Annotated in this window: 16 protein-coding genes; 3 read left to right on the top strand and 13 right to left on the bottom strand. The window is 69.5% G+C overall.

Annotation, left to right across the window (positions count from 1 at the left end):
• Positions 1 to 33: 33 nt before the first annotated feature.
• The 10 genes from ACH45E_RS09910 to ACH45E_RS09865 all read right to left on the bottom strand — a co-directional run bounded on the left by ACH45E_RS09910 (position 34) and on the right by ACH45E_RS09865 (position 12,138).
• Entirely contained in the window at positions 34 to 1,062 is a 1,029-nt protein-coding gene (locus ACH45E_RS09910) for an ABC transporter substrate-binding protein (RefSeq protein ID WP_361442542.1), read from the bottom strand.
• A gap of 70 nt (positions 1,063 to 1,132) precedes the next feature.
• A complete protein-coding gene (locus tag ACH45E_RS09905) occupies positions 1,133 to 5,374 on the bottom strand; it encodes an amino acid adenylation domain-containing protein (RefSeq protein ID WP_361442539.1) in 4,242 nt (1,413 codons plus the stop codon).
• Positions 5,361 to 5,618: a phosphopantetheine-binding protein gene (locus ACH45E_RS09900; RefSeq protein WP_361442536.1), complete on the bottom strand. Its 258-nt coding sequence runs from the start codon at positions 5,616 to 5,618 to the stop codon at positions 5,361 to 5,363. Before ACH45E_RS09900 ends, ACH45E_RS09905 begins: the two co-directional genes overlap by 14 nt.
• A gap of 55 nt (positions 5,619 to 5,673) precedes the next feature.
• Positions 5,674 to 7,266, bottom strand: coding sequence for a fatty acid--CoA ligase (locus ACH45E_RS09895; protein ID WP_361442534.1), 1,593 nt, complete (start codon positions 7,264 to 7,266; stop codon positions 5,674 to 5,676).
• A 134-nt stretch (positions 7,267 to 7,400) separates the two neighbouring features.
• A complete protein-coding gene (locus tag ACH45E_RS09890; RefSeq protein ID WP_361442531.1) occupies positions 7,401 to 7,940 on the bottom strand; it encodes an FcoT family thioesterase in 540 nt (179 codons plus the stop codon).
• Positions 7,940 to 8,824, bottom strand: coding sequence for a TauD/TfdA family dioxygenase (locus ACH45E_RS09885; protein ID WP_361442528.1), 885 nt, complete (start codon positions 8,822 to 8,824; stop codon positions 7,940 to 7,942). Before ACH45E_RS09885 ends, ACH45E_RS09890 begins: the two co-directional genes overlap by 1 nt.
• A 65-nt stretch (positions 8,825 to 8,889) precedes the next feature.
• The gene (locus ACH45E_RS09880) at positions 8,890 to 9,126 is read right to left on the bottom strand and encodes an acyl carrier protein (RefSeq protein WP_361442525.1); all 237 of its coding nucleotides are present in this window, start codon (positions 9,124 to 9,126) and stop codon (positions 8,890 to 8,892) included.
• Complete coding sequence (locus ACH45E_RS09875) at positions 9,123 to 10,208, bottom strand: beta-ketoacyl-ACP synthase III (protein WP_361442522.1); 1,086 nt, start codon at positions 10,206 to 10,208, stop codon at positions 9,123 to 9,125. The genes ACH45E_RS09880 and ACH45E_RS09875 overlap by 4 nt, the downstream gene beginning before the upstream one ends.
• A gap of 78 nt (positions 10,209 to 10,286) precedes the next feature.
• Positions 10,287 to 11,690, bottom strand: coding sequence for an MFS transporter (locus tag ACH45E_RS09870; RefSeq protein ID WP_361442519.1), 1,404 nt, complete (start codon positions 11,688 to 11,690; stop codon positions 10,287 to 10,289).
• 37 nt (positions 11,691 to 11,727) lie between these two features.
• Positions 11,728 to 12,138 carry a hypothetical protein gene (locus tag ACH45E_RS09865; RefSeq protein WP_361442516.1) on the bottom strand — a complete coding sequence of 137 codons (411 nt, stop codon included), beginning with the start codon at positions 12,136 to 12,138 and terminating at the stop codon, positions 11,728 to 11,730.
• 323 nt (positions 12,139 to 12,461) lie between these two features.
• Between ACH45E_RS09865 and ACH45E_RS09860 the strand changes: the two genes are divergently transcribed.
• Both ACH45E_RS09860 and ACH45E_RS09855 read left to right on the top strand, forming a co-directional pair.
• Positions 12,462 to 14,780 (top strand): heavy metal translocating P-type ATPase, encoded by a 2,319-nt coding sequence (locus ACH45E_RS09860; protein WP_361442513.1) that lies wholly within the window; start codon positions 12,462 to 12,464, stop codon positions 14,778 to 14,780.
• Positions 14,777 to 15,301, top strand: coding sequence for a copper chaperone PCu(A)C (locus tag ACH45E_RS09855; RefSeq protein WP_361442510.1), 525 nt, complete (start codon positions 14,777 to 14,779; stop codon positions 15,299 to 15,301). Before ACH45E_RS09860 ends, ACH45E_RS09855 begins: the two co-directional genes overlap by 4 nt.
• A 22-nt stretch (positions 15,302 to 15,323) precedes the next feature.
• On the opposite strand, the gene ACH45E_RS09850 is transcribed toward ACH45E_RS09855, so the two are convergent.
• The 3 genes from ACH45E_RS09850 to ACH45E_RS09840 form a co-directional block, all read right to left on the bottom strand.
• Positions 15,324 to 16,076 (bottom strand): aspartyl/asparaginyl beta-hydroxylase domain-containing protein, encoded by a 753-nt coding sequence (locus ACH45E_RS09850; RefSeq protein WP_361442508.1) that lies wholly within the window; start codon positions 16,074 to 16,076, stop codon positions 15,324 to 15,326.
• Between the two features lie 335 nt (positions 16,077 to 16,411).
• Complete coding sequence (locus ACH45E_RS09845; protein WP_361442506.1) at positions 16,412 to 16,969, bottom strand: hypothetical protein; 558 nt, start codon at positions 16,967 to 16,969, stop codon at positions 16,412 to 16,414.
• A 40-nt stretch (positions 16,970 to 17,009) separates the two neighbouring features.
• Positions 17,010 to 18,809, bottom strand: coding sequence for a VCBS repeat-containing protein (locus ACH45E_RS09840; protein ID WP_361442503.1), 1,800 nt, complete (start codon positions 18,807 to 18,809; stop codon positions 17,010 to 17,012).
• Positions 18,810 to 19,266: 457 nt separating this feature from the next.
• Here ACH45E_RS09840 and ACH45E_RS09835 point away from each other — a divergent pair, with 457 nt between their 5' ends.
• Positions 19,267 to 20,571, top strand: coding sequence for a hydrolase (locus tag ACH45E_RS09835; protein ID WP_361442500.1), 1,305 nt, complete (start codon positions 19,267 to 19,269; stop codon positions 20,569 to 20,571).
• Positions 20,572 to 20,811: the final 240 nt, after the last annotated feature.

The following is a 20,811-nucleotide window of genomic DNA, read 5'->3' as shown; positions in this document are numbered from 1 at the left end:
CGGCGTTGAGCCGCTTCTTGGCGCCCGGCCGGCTCAGAGAGCGTCCGGGCGCAGCATCCTGGCGATCTTCTCCACGGCCAGGTCGTTGCTCGGTCCGAGGTAGATCGAGTCGGAGAGCACGAGGGAGCGCTTGTTCTTCGCGGCCGGCCACTGAGGGAACTCCTTGAGCAGTTTGCTGGCGTACGCCTCGGCGTGCGGGTCGTTGTAGCTGATGACCACGAGGGCATCAACCGGCTCGGCGGCGACCTTCTCCTTGCTGAGGTCGGCGAAGGCGGTCTTGGAGGCGGAGGAGAAGGCGTTGCGGGCGCCCGCCTTGGCGAGGATGTCGTTCCAGATGCCGTTGGCCGCGACGGAGCTGAAGTCGTTGCCGCCCATGCTCATGTTGGAGAACACGACCATGACGTGGGGGGTGGTGTCGCCCTTCACTTTCGCCGACACGGCGCCGATGCTCTTGCGAGAGGCGTTGATGATCTTCTCGGCGCGGTCGCTGACGTGGAAGATCTTCCCCAGATCGCGCAGCAGCCGGTAGCTGTCGTCGATCGTCATGTGGGAGGTGTCCTGGTCGCATCCCTGCGGGGAGATGTAGCTGCTGGCGCCGACCGTCTTGAGGTCGTCGCGGGTGGCGAAGCCGTTCTTCGCGTCGAAGCCGTACGACGTGGTGGACAGCACGAGGTCGGGGCGCAGGCCCAGCATCGCTTCGCGGGGGATGTCGTAGGCGTCGTTGAGCTTGATGTCGCCGGTGGGCAGCTTCTTGATGGCCGCCGCCCGGCCGGGGACCTCCGAGCGGCCGTACGACTGCTCGTTGGCCACGATGCGGTCGCCGAGCCCCAGCGCCAGCAGGGCGGACACCTCGGCCACCGAGGCGCCGTTCATGACGACCACCCGCTTGGGCGCCTTGGTGTACGTGGTGGTCTGTCCGCAGTTCTTGAGGGTGACCGGGTAACCGGGGGCGCTCTCGCCCGCCGCGGCGTTGGCCGTAGGGGTCGTAGAGGCCCCGCATGCCGTGGTGGCCAGGCACAGCGCCCCGGCCAGGGCCACGGCAACGGGCCGTTTCGTCTGCACACTTGCTCCTCGGGGTGGGATGGACTCCGCTCAAGTAGTCGGAGCGAAGTCCGCCCAAGTTCCCAAGACGTCACATGTCCCCTCGTACGGGCGGCGGGAGTATTCCGCTTTCTACGCAGTGGTCCAGGTATCGGAAGACCAGAGCACGATCGGCCTGCGGGCAGGAGATGCCGGTGCCCTCCAGAGCCCGCAGCACGTTGTCCGCCCGGACGTGCCCCAGTCCGAGCTCCAGCCCCTCCTCGCCGTCATCTGTGAAGGAGTCGAAGAACGCGCCGGTCGTCACGGCCACATCGGCGGACCGGGGCAGCTCCCGACGCCACTGCGCCAACGGGAGCCGCTTGACGGCGTACCCGTACTCCTGCACCCAGTCATACAGATCGGCCAGCCGGACCGGTGCGACGGGAGCGTGGTTGAAGACGGTGCCAGGATCCATGGTCGTCGACAGCCGTACGACGGCCCGGGCTACGTAGTCCGCCGGCGTCCACACCTCCGCCTCGAACAGCTCCGGCACGATCCCGGCCGGGATGCCGGAGGCGAACACGCTCCACAGGAAGTCCCGCCGGTTCACCAGGCCGGTGTCCGGCGCTCCCGTCACCCTGCCCAATCGGTGCACGGTGACGGGGAAGCCACGCTCGGCCGCCTGCTCCAGCAGCCGCTCGGCCGCCCACTTGGACTGCTGGTAGCCGCTGACCAGCCCGGGATGCGGGGGAAGGAAAGCCTCCGGCACCTCCGCAGCCGCGCTGCGCGACGGAGCGACGGACAGGGTCGACACCAGGTGGAGCGGAATCGACCGGGCCGCCGACATCCTCAGCAACTGGCGGGTGGATTCCGTGTTGGCGGCGCGCAGGCTGCCGTACTCCCGCATGATGCTGACCGTCGCCGCGTTGTGGACGATGACTTCGCAGCTCCCGGCCAGTTCGGCGAACCGGTCGGTCCCGAGCCCCAGGTACGGGCGGGCGAGGTCGGCGGGCACTGCGACGATCCGCTCGGCGCCTTGCGGCAGGGAGATCCGCTGGGCGGCGAGGGCCTGCCGGACGCGGTCGGCCGCCTCGGCCGGGGTCGCGGCCCGGACTGGGCAGATGATCTCGGCGTCGGTGGCCCGGAGCAGTTCCGCCAGTAGGTGGGGGCCGACGAAACCGGTGGCGCCGGTCAGCAGGACGGTGCGCGGATCGCCCGCCGCGCGGGACGGGCCGGCGGGCCGGATGTCGTCCTCCAGGACGGCGTCGGCCAGCACTGTCTCGGGCACTGCGGGGGCAGTCGCAGGAGCATCCGTACGGTGCTCCAGGCGGCGCGCGAGTTCGACGGCCGTCGGGTGCTCGAACAGCCAGGCCACACGGACGTCCCGGCCGAGTTCGACGCCGAGCCGGTTGGCGACCTGGATGGCCTGGAGCGACTGGGCACCAAGGTCGAAGAAGTCGTCCTCGGGCGCCAGCCGCTCAACGCCCAGGATCTGAGCCCATGTTCGAGTGATGGCCTCCTGGAGGGAGCCGGCCGCCGCTTCTGCCGGCGAGGACTTCTCCGCTACGACGGCACTCAGCGCGTTCCGGTCGATCTTCCCCGTGCTGGTGCGGGGCAGCCGGTCGGTGAACTCCACGGCCGAGGGAACCATGGCCGGCGGAAGGACCGCCCGCAAGCGCTCCCGTACCTCACCTGCGGTGGGTCCCGGATCGTCGGCGACGACGTGGGCGGCCAACCGTCGGGTGCCGTCCGGCAGTACCTGCCCGACCACGGCGACCTCGTGGATGCCGGGCTGGGCAAGAAGGGCCGCTTCGACCTCGGAGGGATGGACGCGATGCCCGCTGATCTTGAACTCGTCGTCCGCCCGGCCGAGGAAGCGCAGTTGCCCGTCGCCACCGAGGCGCACCAGGTCTCCGGTGCGGAAGGCGCGGGGGGAGCCCGGGAGTTGGGGCAGTGGCGTGAAGCGGGCATGGTCCGGGGCACCCGCGTCACGGTAGCCCCGGGCCAGGGCCCCGCCGAGCAGGTGGAGTTCACCGCCGACGATCGCCGCTCGCGTTCCGGGAAGAGGGGTGCCGATCGGTACGTCGCCCGGCTCGTCCGGGGCCTCGTGGAGGGGTGCGACCGTGGCTACGACCGTCGCCTCGGTCGGGCCGTAGGTGTTGAACAGCCGTACCGACGAGCCGATCGCGCCCCGCCAGCGCTCCACGCGTTCCGGCAGAGCGGCCTCTCCCCCGATGATGACCGCGCCCACGGCAGCGGGGAGGGCCGCGGCACCGGTGGAGACGGTGTAGGCGAGTTCGTGCCAGTAGGCCGTGGGGAGGTCCAGGACGCTGATCCGCAGCCGGTCGACCGCGTTCAGGAACCGGGGTACCGACTCCGTCATCTCGTCGGTGCGTACGACGAGGGTGGCCCCGGTGCAGAGGGTCAGGAAGATCTCCTCGACGCTGGCGTCGAAGTGCAGGGGCGCGAACTGCAGGACGCGGTCCTCGCGGCGCAGGCCGTAGCGGTGCGCGGCACCGGCGACGAAGGTGGCGAGCGCGCCGTGACCGATCTCCACTCCCTTGGGCCGGCCGGTGGAGCCCGAGGTGTGGATGACGTAGGCCAGATCGTCCGCGGTCGCAGGGAGCGGTGCCTGTTCCTCCTCGCCGTGGGCGTCGAGCAGGAGGACCGGCTTTCCTGCGAAGCGAGAGGCGTACTGGTCGCTGGTGAGGATGAGGGCGGGGCCCGTGCTGTCCAGGAGCGTCCGGGTCCTGGATTCCGGGGCGGCCGGGTCGAGCGGGCAGTACGCGGCGCCCGAGAGCAGTACGCCGAGGATGGCGGTGACGGCATCGATGCCCCGCGGCAGGGCGAGCGCCACCACGGCGCCGGGACCGACGTTCCGGGCGGCCAGCCGTCGAGCCAACTGCCGTGCGGAGCCGAACAGTTGGGCGTACGTCGTCGCTTGTCCGTCGTGTTCCACGGCGGTGGCACCGCCTCGCCGGGCGGCGTGATCGGCGATGAGGCTCAGCACGGGCCGCGCCGGACGCGGCAGCGGTCCGCCGTCGACGACGGTGACCGGCTGACGGCCGATCGGCCGGTCCGGGTCGGCGACGGCCTCCCTGAGCAGGTCCAGCAACCCCCGCTGGTGTGATGCCAGTTCGGCCTCGTCATAGAGGCTGGGGTTGGCATCGACCGCGATGCGCAGGCCCGCGCCCTCGGCGCGGTCGTACACGTTCACCGCGAGGTCGTCGACCGGACCGGCGGAGACGTTGTGGACCGTGCTGCGGACTCCGGCGAACCGCAGGCCGTACTCGAACGGCATGATGTTGACGCCCGGGCCCGAAAGCCGCCGCTTGCCGCCGACCAGCTTCAGGTCACGCCGCAACTGCTCGTAGCGGTAGCGCTGGTGGGGGCGGTCGGCGCGGAGCTCCGCGGCCACCTTGGTGGCCAGGTCGCGCAGGCTGTCCTCCTCCCCCACGGCCACGCGCAGCGGGAGGATGTTGCGCACCATGCAGGGCACGCGCAGCGACACCGAGCCCAGGCGCCCCATGGCGGGCAGGCTGAGGACGACCTCAGGCGCGCCGCTGACCCGGTGGATGTAGGCAGCGGTGACGGCCAGCACGGCATCGGACCAGGTCACCGACATTTCCCGGGCAAGGGCGCGCAGCCGGTCCGTCTCGTCGGTGTCCAGGTCGACGACACGGCGCAGGAAAGTCCGGGCCGGCAGGGCCTGTTCGGAGGTGAGGGACGCCACGTGCGGGCGGTCGGCGAAGCGCTCGGTCCAGTACGTGCGGTTCTTGGTGCAGCGTTCCGAGGCGCGGTAGGCGTCCTCTTCCTGGCGGACGGACTCCAGAGTGCCGAAGCCGCTCTCGCCAAGGGGGGCGTCCTCCACCAGGGCCGTGTAGACCTGCGCGACGCGACGGGCGACCAGGGAGAGGCCGAAGCCGTCGAGGGCGATGTGGTGGACGCGGTGGTACCAGAGGAACTCGTCGGGGGCGATGCGCAGGAGGGCGTGGCCGAAGACCGGGTCGTGTTCGAGGTCGACGGGGCGGTTCAGATCCTGAGCCATCCGGTCCAGGGCGACGCGGTGCGGGTCCGCCTCGGTGGTGAGGTCGGCGATGTGCGGGGCCCAGTCGATTCCGGGGGCGCTCACCTCCCACGGCCGGCCGGTCTCGTCGGTGACGAAACGGACGTTGAGGGCCTCGACCTCGGCGACGGTGTGGCGCAGGGCCTTCTCGAAGACCACCGGGTCCACCACGCCGTGGATGTGGATGTACTCGGCCGTGTTGTAGGCGGGGCTGTCCGGATCGAGCGCATGACCGGTCCAGATGCCCTCCTGTGCGGCCAGCAGGGCATGGCGCTCAGGCGTCGGCATGGGGCGCTCCCGTCTGGCGTTCGGACAGCAGCTGCCACCACTGGGCGAAGGAGGTGCGCTCGGCGAGGTCCACAAAGCTCACGTCCACGCCTGCGCTTCGCCACTGTTCGGCCAGGGTGGTGATGCGCAGCGAGTCGAGCCCCGCGTCCAGGGGGTTCTCGTCCAGGTCGACGTCGCTCGGGTCCTGGTGCAGGTACTCCGCCAGGTCCGTGCGGAAGGTGTCCAGCGTCAGGGGCTCAGGCATGGTGTTCTCTCTTGGTAGCTGCACGGGTGGCTGTACACAGGAAAGGGAATGCCGGTCAGTTGACCTTGCGGTCGGAGTCGGTCCAGAAGCGTTCACGCAGTTCCCGGCGGAGGATCTTTCCGCTGGGGTTGCGCGGCACGTGGTCGATGAACTCGTAGCGGGCGGGCAGCTTGAAGGCAGCCAGCCGGTCGACGAGGAACCGGTGCAGTTCCCTCGGAGTGGGTTCCTGGCCGGCGGCGGGCACGACGAAGGCGTGGACGCTCTCGCCCCAACGCTCGTCCGGAGCGCCGACGATGACCGCCTCGGCCACGCCGGGATGGCGCTCCAGGACGTTCTCGATCTCGGCCGGGTAGACGTTCTCGCCCGCGACGAGGATGGCGTCCTTGATGCGGTCCTGGATGAAGACGTAGCCGTCGTCGTCGACGTATCCGGCGTCGCCGGTATGGATCCAGCCGTCGACGAGAGTCTCGGCCGTCTTGTCCGGCAGGCCCCAGTACTCGACCATGCGGGCGGGGGTGGCCAGGCAGATCTCTCCCACGGTGCCCGGCGCCAGTTCCTTGCCGTCGCCGTCGATGACCTTGCAGCCCACGCCCGGGTAGGGGTGGCCGGCCGCCTTCATCCTGGGGTGGCCGGGGATGTGGTCGGCGGGCGGCAGGCACACGGCGGTGTTGCCGGTCTCGGTCAGGCCGTAGATCTGGGCGAACTCGCTGCCGAACATGGCGAGGCTGTCTTCGAGCAGGGCCTCGGAGATGGGGGAGCCGCCGTAGACGATCTTGCGGAGGGTGGTGAAGTCGGCCGGGGTGACGCCGGGTTCGGCCAGCATCATGCGCAGCATCGCCGGGACCACGCAGGCGGTGGTGATGCCCTTGTCGCGGATGAGGTCGATCGCGTCCCGGGGAGTGAACGCGCGCATGGCCGCCACGGTCGCACCGGCGTTGAAGTTCTGGGTCGCCCACCACAGGCCACCGACATGGAAGCCGGGGATGCCGACCAGCGCGATGTCACCGGCCCGCCAGTCGATCCAGTCGCGGTTCTCGCTCGCCAGGGCGTCGCGGATGGCGAAGAAGCTCCGGTGTGCCAGGACGACGCCCTTGGGCAGGCCGGTGGTGCCGCTGGTGTAGAGCTGGGCGACCGGTGTGTCGGGCGTGGCCGAGGACGGCAGGTCGGTGTCGGGATGCTCGGCCTTCCAGACGGTGAAGCCGTCGGCGGTGCCGAGCCGGACCACGGTCTTCGGCGGCCGGGTCGGCAACCGGTCGAGGACGGGCGCGAACTCTCCTTCCAGGAAGAGCACTTCGCTGCCGGAGTCCTGCAGGATGTGGCTGACCTCGGGCGCGGTCAGCCGCCAGTTGATCGGCACCAGGACGGTCCCGCTCTTGGCGCAGGCGAAGAGGACCGCGTAGTAGTGCTCGGACTCCTTGCCCAGGTAGGCGACGCGGGCACCGGGACCCGCCCCGGCGGCACGCAGTGCGTGGGCGATGCGGTTGCTCTCGCGGTGCAGCTGGGCGTAGGTGAGGCTGCGGTCCTCGCAGAAGACGGCGGTGGTGTCGGGCTGGTGGACGGCGTGGAAGCGCGCCGTCTCGACGAGGGTGGTCAGCTGCGGGTGGTGGAGCTTCTCGCCGGGTGTTCCGGGCGCGGACGGTTCGGCCATGCGCGGGCCTGCCTCTCGGACTGCTCTCGGGCTGCTCTCGGGCTGCTCTCGGGCTGCTCTCGGGCTGCTCTCGGGCTGCCGGGGCGTGCCGCCACAGGATGCGATGCGGCGGCACGCCGTGAATCGGTCGCTGGTCAGGGGGCGTTGACGAACGCGAGCTTCACGGTGCCGTCGCACCGGCCACCCGCGTCGTCCCAGTACCGGTAGGCCGTGTCGGCGACGAGCAGCGGCTCCCCGCCCGGCGATCGCCGCTCCACGGAGAGGAACTCGATCTCCCCCGAGAAGGAGCGGGCGTTGATCGGACGCCGGAAGTTGCCGCTGAACCGGGCGATGAGGATGTCGGGCAGCTGGTGACGCCAGTAGTCGTCCAGGGTCCAGCCGGTGAACTCGTCCAGCAGCCCTTCCTTCACCGTCTTGGCGACGGCGTAGTACATCATCTGGTTGTAGCTGATGTTGACCTCGACGGCGTTGAGATGGCCGGTGTCGTCGATGTAGCAGGACTCCGGGATCGCCAGCTCGCAGCGCGCGGACACCAGGCCCGTCCGGGTGCTCACCTTCGCGGACTGCAGGTACTTGCAGTGCGCCTTGTACGGCCGCAGTACCTGGGGCAGGAGTTCCTCGTCGGACTCGTAGTCCCGTAACGGATGCTGCTGCAGGGGACTTCGTACGGCCATCACGCGACCTCGTCGTAGAGCTTGCGCTCGTCGTGCACGGTCACCCGGAAGGAGACGGTGGGCTCCGGGGTGGTGGTGTGCCGGGCCCGGTGGATGAGGCTGCGGTTGTCCCAGACCAGCAGGTCGCCCTTCTCGAAGGTCTGCAGGTGGATGTTGGCGTGGGTGAAGTCGTCGTCCAGCTGGCCGGTGGCCGCGAAGAGCCGGTGGAGCAGGTCCGTCTCCAGCGGCTTGCCCTCCTCGTCCTGCAGCCCGAGCGTGAAGCCCTCACTGATGTACAGGACGGTCTCGCCGGTCATCGGGTGTGTGAAGGTGGTGGGCTTGACCACCGGCGGGGTCTTCGCGTCGACCTCTTCGACGACCTCGGAGAGCGGCCGGTAGACGTCCGTGGGGCGGATCTTGAAGTACTTGCGCACCGAGTGTTCGGCGAAGGTCCCCGCCGCTTCCTTCTTCAGGTCCTCGGGGAGCGCCTCGTACGCCTTGCCCATGTCGATGAAGTAGGTGCCCCGGTTCTTCTCCGGGATGACCTGCGGGTAGATGAAGGTGAGGCCGAAGGGGTCGGGCATGAACTGGTAGTCGGCGTGCCAGAACTTCCCGGTCTTCGGCACGCCGATCTGCTTGCCGTCCTTGGGCACGTTCGAGGAGACGAATATCTCCTCCACCTCGGGGTGCTTGTACATCGGCTCGTAGTACGTCTCCGGCCGGCCGAACAGCCTGCCCAGTTCGAGGAACTGCTGGGGTGTCAGATCCTGGCCCTTCAGGACGACGATCTTCTTGGTGTAGACCGCCGCCTTGATGGCCGCGACGTCGTCCTGCGAGGCGGCGGCGTGGTCGAACCCTGCGACGGTCGCGCCGATGTCCTGCCCGATGCGTTCCGTGATCTCCATGGTCCCTGCTCTCTGTGGGGTGTTAAGGGCCGGGGTGTTAAAAGGCTGGGGTGGTGATGGACGGGCTACTGGGCGAGCTTCGAATCGATGAGCTCGGTGGTGGCGGCGAGGGTGAGGTCTTCCTGAAGCTCGTTGTCGTCGATGCGGACGCCGAGGTCGCGCTCGATGCGGATGCTGATCTCGACGAGGGTCAACGAGTCGACGTCGAGCTCGGCGAAGGTGATGTCCGGACTGATCCGGTCCGCGGGTGCGTCGTGGAGCTTCGTGACGATCTCGACCAGTTGGTCGTAGGTGGTGCTCATGGCTCCTGCATTCCTCCTGAGTCGCGCGGGTGGGCGGTACGGGGCAGGGCGGGCCAGGTCAGGAGGCAGGACCCCCAGGTGAGGCCGCCGCCGAACGCGGTGAGCAGGACGCGCTCACCCGGCCGGATGGTGTGCTCGGCAGCCGCGTCCGCCAGCGCCAGCGGGATGGATGCGGCACCGGTGTTGCCCACGGACTCGACGTTGGTGACCAGTCGTTCCGCGGGCAGTCCGAGGTCGTCCGCCACCGTGCGCAGGATGCGCAGGTTGGCCTGGTGAGGGACGAGGTGGTCGACTTCGTCGACCTTGCGGTCGGCCAGCGTGAGGGTGGCGCGGGCGGAATCCGCCATGCGGGAGACCGCGTGGCGGTATACCTCCTTGCCACGCATGGCGAAGTGACGATTCTGCGGCTCGACCGGGCCGGGCGCGGAGCGCTGCCGGGAGCCGCCGGCGGCCACCATGATCAGTTCTTCGCCAGTGCCGTCGCTGCCGAGGTCGAAGTGGCCGACGGCGCCGGGCTCTTCGGCATCGCCGGCGCGCAGGACCACCGCTCCGGCTCCGTCCCCGAAGATGATCGCGTTGGTGCGGTCACCCGGATCGACGATGGTGGAGTAGGTGTCAGCACCGATCAGCAGCACGCTCTCGGCCACCCGGGCCGTGATCAGGCTCGCCGCCGAGGCCAGGCCGTAGACGAACCCGGTGCACACGGCGCCGACGTCGAAGGCCGCCGCTCCCGTCAGGCCGAGCCTGCTGGCCACGAGCGGAGCGGTGGCCGGGCAGGATCGGTCCGGGGTCGTCGTGGTGACGATCACGGCATCCACGTGATCCCGGCCCGCGGAGCCGAGCGCCCTGCGGCCCGCCTCCACCGCAAGGTCGGAGGTGGCCTGTCCGGGGTCGGCGAAGTGGCGCCGGCCGATTCCGGTACGAGTGCGTATCCAGGCGTCGGTGGTGTCGAGCCGCTGGGAGAGCTCTTCGTTGGTGACGACTCGTGGCGGCAGCCAACCGGCCAGTCCGCACAGGACTGCGGCCCGTTCAGCCGGTGGCGGGATCGAGATACCAAGCGGTCGGTCAATCGTGGTGGACACAAGGGCTCCTAGGTGGGGGTGTCCAGATGTGGGCGGATTGGACCCGCGCGGTTGTACGGCGGCTGCGGTGACTGGCCGTCAGCGAGCCGCGCGCCGCCGAAAGGGCAGCAGGGCGACGGCACCGAGGCAGATGCCGGCCGTGATGACGTACACGGCCGCACGGATCCCGTCGAGCAGGCCGCTCGCGGTCAGGCCGTGGCTCCCGGTGCCGGCGACGGCGACCAGAACGGCCAGTCCTACGGCACCGCCCACCTGCAGCGTGGTCGAGGCGAGCCCGGACGCGACACCCTGGTCCGCGGCGGGAATGCCGGTGGAGGCCGCGATCCACATGCCGGTCCAGGTCGCCCCCTGCCCCAGGCTCAGCAGCACGATGCCGGGCAGCAGGCGCACGTAGGAGCCGTGGCCGCTGAGAGCAAGCGCCAGCAGCAGCGCGCCGACTCCTCCCACTGCCATGCCGCCGAGCAGCGTGGCGCGCAGGCCCAGTCCGGAGACGGCCCGCTCGCCCGCCTTCGTGCCGGCGGCCACGACAAGTGCTGGTACCAGGAAGGCGGTTCCGGTGGCCATCGCGCTGTAGCCGTGCACCGTTTGGAAGTAGAGGGTCAGGAAGTACGGCACCGAGCTGAAGGTGGCGCTGAACAGCGCGGTCAACGCCATGGCGCCGAGCAGTCCGCGGTGCCCGAAGAGGTGCCCGGGGGTCAGCGGGGCGCCGACTCGCCTTTCCACGAGCGGGAAGAGCGAGAGCGAGACCACGGACAGGACGGCACAGATCAGGACGGTACGGCTGTCCCAGCCGGCCTCCGGCGCGTGGATGAGGACGAAGACGAGCAGGGTGATGCCCACGGTGGCGGTCAGAGCGCCGGGGAGGTCGAAGTCCCGCTGCCGGGGCAGCGGCCCGTCCGCGGGGAACAGGATCGCGCCGGCCAGCGCGATCACGCCGGCGATCGGGACATTGACCAGGAAGACCGCCGGCCAGCCGAAGGCGTCCACGAGCACCCCGCCGAGCAGCGAACCGAAGCACAGCCCTCCGGCTCCGGCGGCCCCCCAGGCGGCCAGCGCCCGGTTACGGCTGGGGCCTTCGTCGTACAGCGTGTTGATCAGCGACAGGGCGGCAGGGAACAGCAGCGAACCGCCGATGCCCTGCACCGCGCGCACCGCGACCAGCACGCCCGCCGACTCCGACAGGCCGCCGATCAACGAGGAGACCGCGTACAACAGGGCGGCGACGACGAAGATCCGGCGTCGGCCCAGGAGATCGGTCGCTCGCCCGCCGAGGAGCAGGAACCCTCCGGTGGTCACGACATAGGCGCTGACCACCCACTGCAGATCCTGCCCGGAGAAGCCCAGGCCGCTGCCGATGCGGGGAAGGGCGACGTAGACGATGTTGTAGTCGAGCGAGATGACCAGTTGCGCGGCGGCCAGCACGAGTAGCGGCAGTCCGAGGCGTTGTCGTGACGGTATGGACGGTGATTCCACTGCAGGCATTGCGCAACCGCTCCCCCTAAGAATCCGTCCTCATGAATCAGGACGGCGGCTCACCCCAGGATCGTGGCTCACTTCCGCGCGCCACCACAAGCACTCTCCCCTCAGTTTCGGACTGGCTTGCGACCCGGTTGCCGGAATCGCTCACCTGTTCCTTGAAATCTGAAATTGCAGGCGTGGGTGCCGGTACGGCCATGCAAAGGAAATCGCAGGTGACCACCCATTTTTGCCACTCGCGGACCATGACGGGCCCACGCCCGGGCAGCGGAGAATACGCTGCCCCATTCGACAGGTCGGCCAGACGGGTCCTCAGGTTCCAGCCTTTCAAGCCGATCCCTGCGGCTTCATGGATGGCTGATTCCATCACCTTAATAATCCAGTTGACGTCGCCTTCGATATCGTTCCGGCCGATGCAGAGTGCGCTATTTGGAAAGCCATGGAAATCCCCCACTAATAAGGAGTCGGATGGCGGGCACTTTCAGTTCCCGGCGACACTGAAGTTTTTGATCACACGGCCGAAGCCAGTCATCCGACCGATACCCCCCTACCGTATGGAGCCATGGAAAGTTCCACACGTCGTCTTCCCGTACCCCCGGCGCTGATCGGGTTCGTCGTCCTCCTCGCCGCCTTGACCGGGCTGTCCTACGGCGCCGGACGCATGGCCGGACCAGTGGCTCCGGGGATGCACAGAACCGTGCCGGCAGAGCAGAACCAGGAGCCGGGGATGGACATGCATGGCTTGGGCGCTGTCGCTGAGGTGGCGGTGGTGCGCCGATGACGGGCACTGATCGCCGGGCAGCGGAGGACGGCACCGCGCTGACCACCGACCTGCTGGTGGGCGGAATGACCTGCGCCGCCTGCGTGGGGCGGGTCGAGAAGAAACTGGGCCGCGTGGAGGGCGTGACGGCGTCGGTCAACCTGGCCACGGGCCGAGCCCGGGTCTCCCACCCCCGGTCGGTCTCCCCGGAGCAGCTCATCTCAGTGGTGGAGAAGGCCGGCTACACCGCCGGACTCCCGCCGGCGGAACCGGAGAACGAGGAAGCCCTCGACGCCGGCTCAAAGGGCACCGCGCCTCTCGACGAGCGCGACCGGCTGCTGATCACCGCGGCGCTCTCCCTGCCCGTCCTCGTGCTGTCCATGGTCCCGGCCCTGCAGTTCAACCACTGGCAGTGGCTGTGCTTCAACCTCGCCGCGCCGGTGGTGGGTTGGAGCGCCTGGCCCTTCCACCAGCGGGCGTTCAAGGGACTTCGGCACGCCACGGCGACCATGGACACCCTGGTCTCGCTCGGCGTACTGGCCTCCTTCGCCTGGTCCACGTACGCGCTCACCTTCGGCGGAGCGGGGCAGCCCGGCATGCGGATGCCCTTCAGCGTCCTGCCCGGGGCGGACGCCGGGAGCGCACACCTGTACCTGGAGGCCGCGGTGAGCGTGCCGCTCTTCGTGCTGGCGGGCCGCTATCTGGAGGACCGCGCCAAGCGCGGCACCGGATCGGCGCTGCGCGCCCTCGCCGAACTCGGTGTCAAGGATGTCGAGTTGAAGGACAGTGGCCAAGGCCGCCGTATCCCCGTCTCCGAACTGCGGCTCGGCGACGAGTTCGTGGTGCGGCCGGGCGAGAAGGTCGCTACGGACGGGGTCGTGACCGAGGGGAACTCGGCCCTGGACCTGTCGCTGGTGACCGGCGAGAGCGCCCCGGTCGAAGTCGGCCCCGGTTCGGCGGTGGTGGGCGCCGCCGTCAACGCCGGGGGGCTGCTGGTCGTCCGCGCCACGGCGGTCGGTGCGGACACCCAGCTCGCCCGCATCACCCAGCTGGTGACCGACGCCCAGGCGGGCAAGGCCCGGATGCAGCGACTCGCCGACACCGTGGCCGGCGTCTTCGTACCGGTCATCGTCACCGTGGCGTGCACCGTCCTCGGCTTCTGGCTCGGCGCCGGAGCGGACGGCGGGACGGCCGTGACGGCGGCGGTCGCCGTCCTCGTCGTGGCCTGCCCCTGCGCGCTCGGGCTGGCCACACCGACCGCCTTCATGGCGGCGACCGGACGCGGCGCGCAGCTGGGGGTGCTCATCCGGGGCCCGGAGGCCCTTGAGCGGCTCCAGGGCATCGACACGATCGTGTTCGACAAGACGGGCACCCTGACCACGGGACGCATGACGCCGGCCGAGACGACCGTGGCCGAGGGAGTGTCGGCTGACGAGGTACTGCGCCTGGCCGGGGCGGTCGAGTACGGCTCGGAGCATCCCATCGGCCGGGCCGTCGTCACCGCAGCACGCCAGGCTGCCCCTGAGGGAAAGCTGCCGCCGGTGACCGGGTTCCGTGCCGAGGCCGGCACGGGCGTGAGCGGCACCGTCGACGGCCGGCAGGTCTTCGTGGGGCGCCGGCGGACCGACACCCAGTTGCCGGACACGCTTCAACAGGCTCTCGACCGAGCGGAGACCGCCGCGCGTACCGGGGTGATCGTCGAGATCGACGGTCGGCCCATCGCCGTCCTGGCCGTCGGCGACACCCTGCGGCCCGACGGGTACGCGGCCGTACGGCAGCTGCGCAAGCTGGGCATCGAGCCGATCCTCGTCACCGGCGACGGCCCGGCCGCCGCGCGGGCCGTCGCCGAACAGGTCGGCATCGAGGAGGTGCATGCCGGCGTCACCCCGGAGGGGAAGGCCGACATCGTCGCCCGGCTGAGGGCGGACGGGTGCCGCGTGGCCGTCATCGGCGACGGAGTCAACGACGCCGCCGCCCTGGCATCCGCCGACCTGGGTATCGCCATGGGCGGCGGTACCGACGCGGCGATCGGGGCCGCCGACATCACCCTGGTGCGCGAGGACATGCAGGCGGTCGTGGCCGCCGTACGCCTCACCCGCCGGACGCTGACCACCATCCGCGCCAACCTCGCCTGGGCCTTCGGCTACAACGTCGTCACCGTGCCGCTGGCCGCGACCGGCTGGCTCAACCCGATGTTCGCCGCTGTGGCGATGTCCGCCAGCTCCGTCATCGTGGTCGCCAACAGCCTGCGCCTGCGGGCCTTTTCACCCACGGCGAGTCGGCCCGGCCGTGCCACGAGAACGGGCACCGCTCCCGCTCTGGAGGCAGTTCGATGAGTACGACGCCCGACGCCTCCCCCGATATCTCCGCGCCGGCCTGGCGCAGCCGCACCACCGGCGCCCTGCGCGCCGCCCTGGTACCCGTCATCGCCTGCACGGCGGCCCTCCTGCTCCTGACCGCCTACACCTCGACGGGAGCCGCCGGCGAACCCGCGGCACGGATCAGTGTCAGCAACGGCCGCATCTTCGTACCCCTCAACAACGCGAGCACCGCGGCCTTCTTCGACATCAGGAACACCGGGGCCGCCGGGGACACGCTGACCTCCGTCTCGTCGCCCTCGCTGCGGATCGCCATGCTCGGCCGGAACGTCTCGAAGAACGGCGTCGGCCACATGGAGCCGACCGGCTCCCTCGCCATCCCGGCCCGCAGCGAAGTACGCATGACCCCGTTCACCGTCGACGTGATGGTGCCCGACCCGCCGCTGCTGAGCGTGGGCAACAGGATCCGCGTCGACCTGTGGTTCCGGACGTCAGGTCAGATAACCGTCGACGCGGTGGCCGTCCCGGCACAGTCGTAGCCGGCCGGAGGGCGCAAGTCGCTCACCCCTCACCCATCAGTTTGCGGATCTCGGTGATGAGCACGACGAGCGCCTTCCGTTCCGGGACGGTGGTCTCCGGGTGCCACAGGTCGACCAGAAGACAGGTACGCGGGCGGGTGCCCCGGTTCCACGCCTCGTGCTCGAAGGAGTAGTCGAACAGCAGGCACTTGCCCTCCTCCCACGAGCGGGTCTCCCCCGCGACCGTGATGCCACAGTCCTCGGGGATGTCGACCGCCAGGTGCAGGTTGATGCTGAAGTTCCACAGGTCGCAGTGAGGGTCGATGGCCGCACCGGGGAGCAGGGTCGAGAAGTGACACTCCAGCAGCGGGCACAGCTTCCCGGTGTCGACCGCCTCACGCTTCAGCACGTCGAACGCGGTCGGCACCGTGTCCGCCGACTCGCTCACCAGGCCGCCCCTGCGGAAGAGATAGAGCGCCTGCCAGTCCGACTGGCGCGTGAGGTAGTGCTCGTAATCGGAGAACACGGCCCTACGCTCGGCCCAGGTGCTCTCCAACTCCTTCCTGACAGCGGCGTGATTCGCCTCGAAGGCATGCACCACCGGCGCCAACTCCGGGTGCCCGTACGGGTCGTGCCACGGCCGCTGCGAAATACCCGGCAGGATCCACTTGGCACCCTTCTGTAACGGATGCCGCTGCTGCTTCCCGGATTGCATCATCTCCTCGACCCTGCTGATCGAGTCCGATCCGTACTCACTCCTGATCGCCGCGAAAGCGTTCTCTATCTCTGGCGTCATGACGTCTCCGGGTTTTCGAAGTCCGCTCTCCCTGCCTACCGTACGGAAGGCACCCAGGACGTACCCCGTCACCGGGAAGAAATCACTTCGCTCGTCGGCCCAGGCGCGCATTTGCCAACGGTGCCGCGCAGCGCGCCACTTGCGCTTCAAATGCCTCCAGAATTCGCGAAAACGCGGGAACCAATTGGAGCTGTGAGCCGACTCAATATGGGGAACCGTGCGCGTGGGGGGCTGGTCCGCCCCGGTCGAGAAGTATCCAGCGCAGCTGCCTGCTCACATGTCACCCGGACGCGGGGGCCGCCGTGGGATGGCGGCGGCCCCCGGGGCTGTCGGGGTCAGGTGTTCCTGGTTTTCCGGCGGCGTACGGCGGTGTAGCCGGCGGCGGTGAGGAGCAGCGCACTGCCGGCGGCGGCTGCGGCGATGGTGGCGGTGTGGGTGGAGGAACCGGCTGCCTGCTCGCAGTACTGGTCGTTGTCGTCCTTGACCGTGATGGTCAGGTGACCCCGGTCGCCGATCGCCGCTGACTTCTCGTGCTGCCCGCCGATGTCGACCGGGTAGCTACCCGGCTTGATGTCGCAGCTGATGGTGCCGAAGCCCTCCCCGAAGCTGTTCTTCCGCATCTCCATGGCCACGTCCTTGGTGAACGCCGGAGACTTGACGGTGAAGCTGCCGTTGCCGTCCACGGCCAGGGAGGTCAGGTCGACGTCGGACGTGACCACGACGGGCGCGCCCTGCCGCAGGGGGCCGTCCGCGGTGCTGTCGCTGTCGTGGTCGCGGATGCTGATGCTCAGGCCCGGACCGTCCGCCGCCGAGGCTGTGTGGGAGCCCGTGAGGGCGATGACGGTCGCGGCGAGAGCGGTCGCTGCGGTGCGCACGTACATCGGCACGTACATCGCGCGTACCTCGCCTTCCTGGGAGGGGTCGGAGGAGGGGTCAGGCGGCCTTGGGGGGAACGAGCATGTGTGCACGGCCGAGGGTGGTGGAGGTGTCGGTGTAGAGGGTGGTCTCACCGTCCGACCAACGCACCAGCAGGTCGTTGGGCTCGCCCGGCGTGTAGGCGCCCGCGGTCATGACGGAGGCGTGGGTCCACAGCTGGTTAGAGGACAGCATCCGGACTTCCGTTCCCACACTGGAGGGGCTCGCGTCGCGGTAGAGCGAGAGCTCGCCGTCCGACCAGCGCACGATCACGTCCCAGTCGGGGCCGCCGGTGAAGTTGCCGGCGGTGAGGATCGTGGCGTGCTTCCAGGTGTCGTTGGGGTCCTTGAGCTTGTGCTCGTGGAGGAGGCCCCGGCCGTCGACGTCGGTGTAGAGGGAGAGTTCCCCGTCGACCCAGCGGACCATGAGGTCGTCGGTCCGCTTGTTGTCGCTGTAGCGTCCGGCCGTGATCTGGACGGCGTTCCGCCAGGTGTCGTTGGGCTTCTGGAGCTGCGTCTCCTTGGCGAATCCTCCCCGGCCGTCGCCGGCGTAGAGGGTGACTTCGCCGTCCACCCAGACCACCACGAGGTCGGAGAAGTCGTCGCCGGTGAAGTCGCCTCCGGCGATGACCTTGGCGTTCTTCCAGGTGTCGGACTTCGTGATCTTCTTCTCGCCGGAGAAGCCGCCCTTGCCGTCACCGGCGTAGAGGGTGACCTCGCCGTCCGTCCAGACCACGATCATGTCGGTCCTGCCGTCGCCGTCGTAGTCACCGGAGGCCATCTTCCTGGCCTTGGCCCACAGGCCGCCGCCGGTGGGGTACATGCTGTAGCCGCGCGGGTATTTCTGCGGTTCGGTGTTGTTCTTCGCGGCGGTGTAGATCTCCAGGGCGCGCTTGTCGTAGGTGACGGCGAAGGAGATGCGGTCGCTGTCGTTCTCCAGGCCGCCGCCGTAGTAGCCGCCGAGGTTGCCGATCACGGTTCCGCTGCCGGTCGTGGTGTTCAGGCCGGTGATCCAGGGGCTTCCGGAGGTTCCTCCGTAGAAGCCGCCGCACTCCATGCGCAGTTGCCGGTAGCCGGGCAGCTGCCGGGTTGTGACGCCGGGACAGATGATCGGCTGGTTCTTCGGGTTGTGGCTTCCCGGGTAGCCGACCACGGTCACGCTCTGGCTGTAGTCGCCGTTCACCTGGCCGAGCTTGAGAGCGGCGCCGACGGCCTTCTGCAGGCTGCGGTCGGCACTGTTGGTGCCTACCCGGGCGAAGGCGTAGTCCAGGTCGGAGTAGGCGTCACGGGTGGGCTTGCCGGCCACCGTGTACCAGCGGGAGTCGCGGATCCACTTCTGCACCGGGAACCGGCCGTAGGGGGCGGGGTTGGTGGCCGCGCCGTCGTAGCGGGGCACGAACATGCCCTTGCTGCCGCCCGAGCAGTGGGCGGCGGTCAGGATGACGTTGCCCTGCGGGCTGTCGATGACACTGGCCGAGCAGAAACGCCCCTCCAGTCTGTCGGTGGCGGGGTTCCTCGTGTAGTGGAAGAAGGTGCCGACGGTGGGGACGCCTCCGAAGTAGTGGCCGTCCCTGGCGGCTGCCGCGGCCGACCGGCGTGCGGCGGGCTTCCAGCCGGTGGGCGCCTCGGGGCGGGGAGAGTCCGGTGTGGCCGCGGCCATCCGCTCGGATGTCCAGAACTTCTCGGCCGCTTCGCTCGTCCACTGGTTGTTTCCGGGCGCCGAGGGTGTGGATGTCGCCGAGGTGGACGGTGCGATCGGGGGCGGGGTGTCGGCGATGGCGGGCGTGGCGGTTGCCAGGACCAGCGCACCGGCTGACACCAGCAGCTTACGTATTCGGGTTAGGCGCATGTTTCCTCAACATGTATGGAGCTCTGGGCATGCTGGTGGTCCCTGCGGGCACGGCGGTACCTGGGTCCGCGGCCGCGACGACTGCGGCGTTCCAGCCGTTACTTCAGGGAGAGCGCGGCGCCGACGGCAAGCGTGCCCGCCGCAGCGGGCACACGCTGGTTCCTGGTCATGGGTCCCCCGTTCCGCGAGCCGCGGCCGGACGGGCGAGTTGGTCGGACTCCCCGTGCTCCGGCCCGGCATGCATGTCTTCGGCAGATCACCGCCGAACTCGATCCAAACCTACCTCCCTTGGAGGCGGCATCCGGGGTGCGCGCGCATCCGCGCATCGCTGCGGCTGTACGGTATGCGGCAGTCGATCGCTCGTTCTACGATCGCTGACCACCAAGGGGGTTTCATGAGACAACGCCGCCCGCGCCACCTTCGTAGAGTGATCGCCAGAGCGGTCGGATCGGCGGGTGTGCTGGCCCTCGCGCTGGGCGTGGGGATGACACCGGCGATGGCCGCCGGGAAGACGTCCGACAAGCCTGCGGCCACCGGGGCCTCGGCCGGCCTGCCCGACCCGAAGACGCCCTGGGCGCCCGAGAACGACGAGCTGCCGCTGCAGCACAAGTCCGTACGCCCTGAGGGGCTCACGTCCGCCCGCACGGCGGCCGTGCAGCTCAGCATGCCCGCGCCGACCGGGTCGAACAGCGTGGGCATGGTCGGTCTGCACCTCGTCGACTCGTCCCGTACGGATCCGTACGTGGGCGGCAAGCGCGAGCTGATGGTGTCGCTCTTCTATCCGGCCACCGCCACGTCCGGGCACTATCAGGCGCCGTGGATGCCGTCGATCTCCGGCGCCCACTTCCTCGGCACGCGCGGGCTGTCGCCGCAGCAGGTGACCCTGCCGAAGACCGCGGGCCATGTCCTCGCCCCGGTGAAGACCAGCCTCGGCAAGCTGCCCGTCCTGCTGTACTCGACCGGGCTGCACTCGGACCGCGCGATGGGCACCGCGCTGTCGCAGGACCTCGCCAGCCGCGGCTACCTCGTCGTGGACGTCGACCACACCCACGACGCCAACGAGGTGCAGTTCCCCGCCAACCGGCTCGAGCTCAACCGGATGCCTTCGGGCGCCCACTCCTCGGACACGCTCAAGGTGCGCGCGGCCGACATCAAGTTCGTCATCAACGCGCTCGGCAAGATCAGCACTGGCAGCAACCCGGACTACGGCCACGCGACGCTGCCCTCCGGGCTGTCGAAGAACGTGGACATGTCCCGGATCGGGATGTTCGGCTGGTCGCTGGGCGGCGCGGCGGTCGACACCGCCATGCAGCTCGACAAGCGGATCGCCGCCGGTGCCAACCTGGACGGCCAGTTCTTCGGGACGGCGCCGAGCAAGGACCTGGACCGGCCCTTCATGCTCTTCAGCTCCGGCTCCCACAACCGCAACAACGACTCGTCGTGGCGGACGCTGTGGTCGCACCTGAAGGGGTACAAGGTCGACATCAAGCTGAAGGGCGCGGCGCACCTGTCGTTCAGCGACAACGAGTGGCTGGTGCCGCAGTGGGCGCGCCTGCTCGGGATCTCCCAGGACCAGATCCAGAAGCAGTACGGCACGATCGACCCGAACCGGGCGGTCGAGGTCCAGCGGGTCTACCTGGCCGCCTTCTTCGACCAGCAGCTGCGCAAGAAGCACAGCACCCTGCTCGACGGGACCTCCAGCAAGTACCCGGAGATCTCTTTCGTCCGCTGACCGGACAGCCGACCGGACGTCCGAAGGGCCGGGCCTGTTCGCGGGTCCGCCCTTCGGCACGTCAGGGGTGGCGATCCCGCATGTGCCGCCGCCGCACAGAGGGTCTCGTTGTCTTGTACGACACACAGGGCGAAGCTGTGATGATTATGTGATCGCAGGCAGCTAGAATGTTCGCATTGTCGAACATTTGGGCGCTCGGCGCCAGTTGAGGAAGGACCCGCTCCCCTGCCCTCCGCATCC

This window comes from Streptomyces sp. NPDC020299 (genome assembly GCF_044387825.1).
GTDB lineage: Bacteria > Actinomycetota > Actinomycetes > Streptomycetales > Streptomycetaceae > Streptomyces.
Note: the sequence above shows the minus strand (reverse complement) of the source record. Positions and strands in the feature narration are given on the sequence as shown.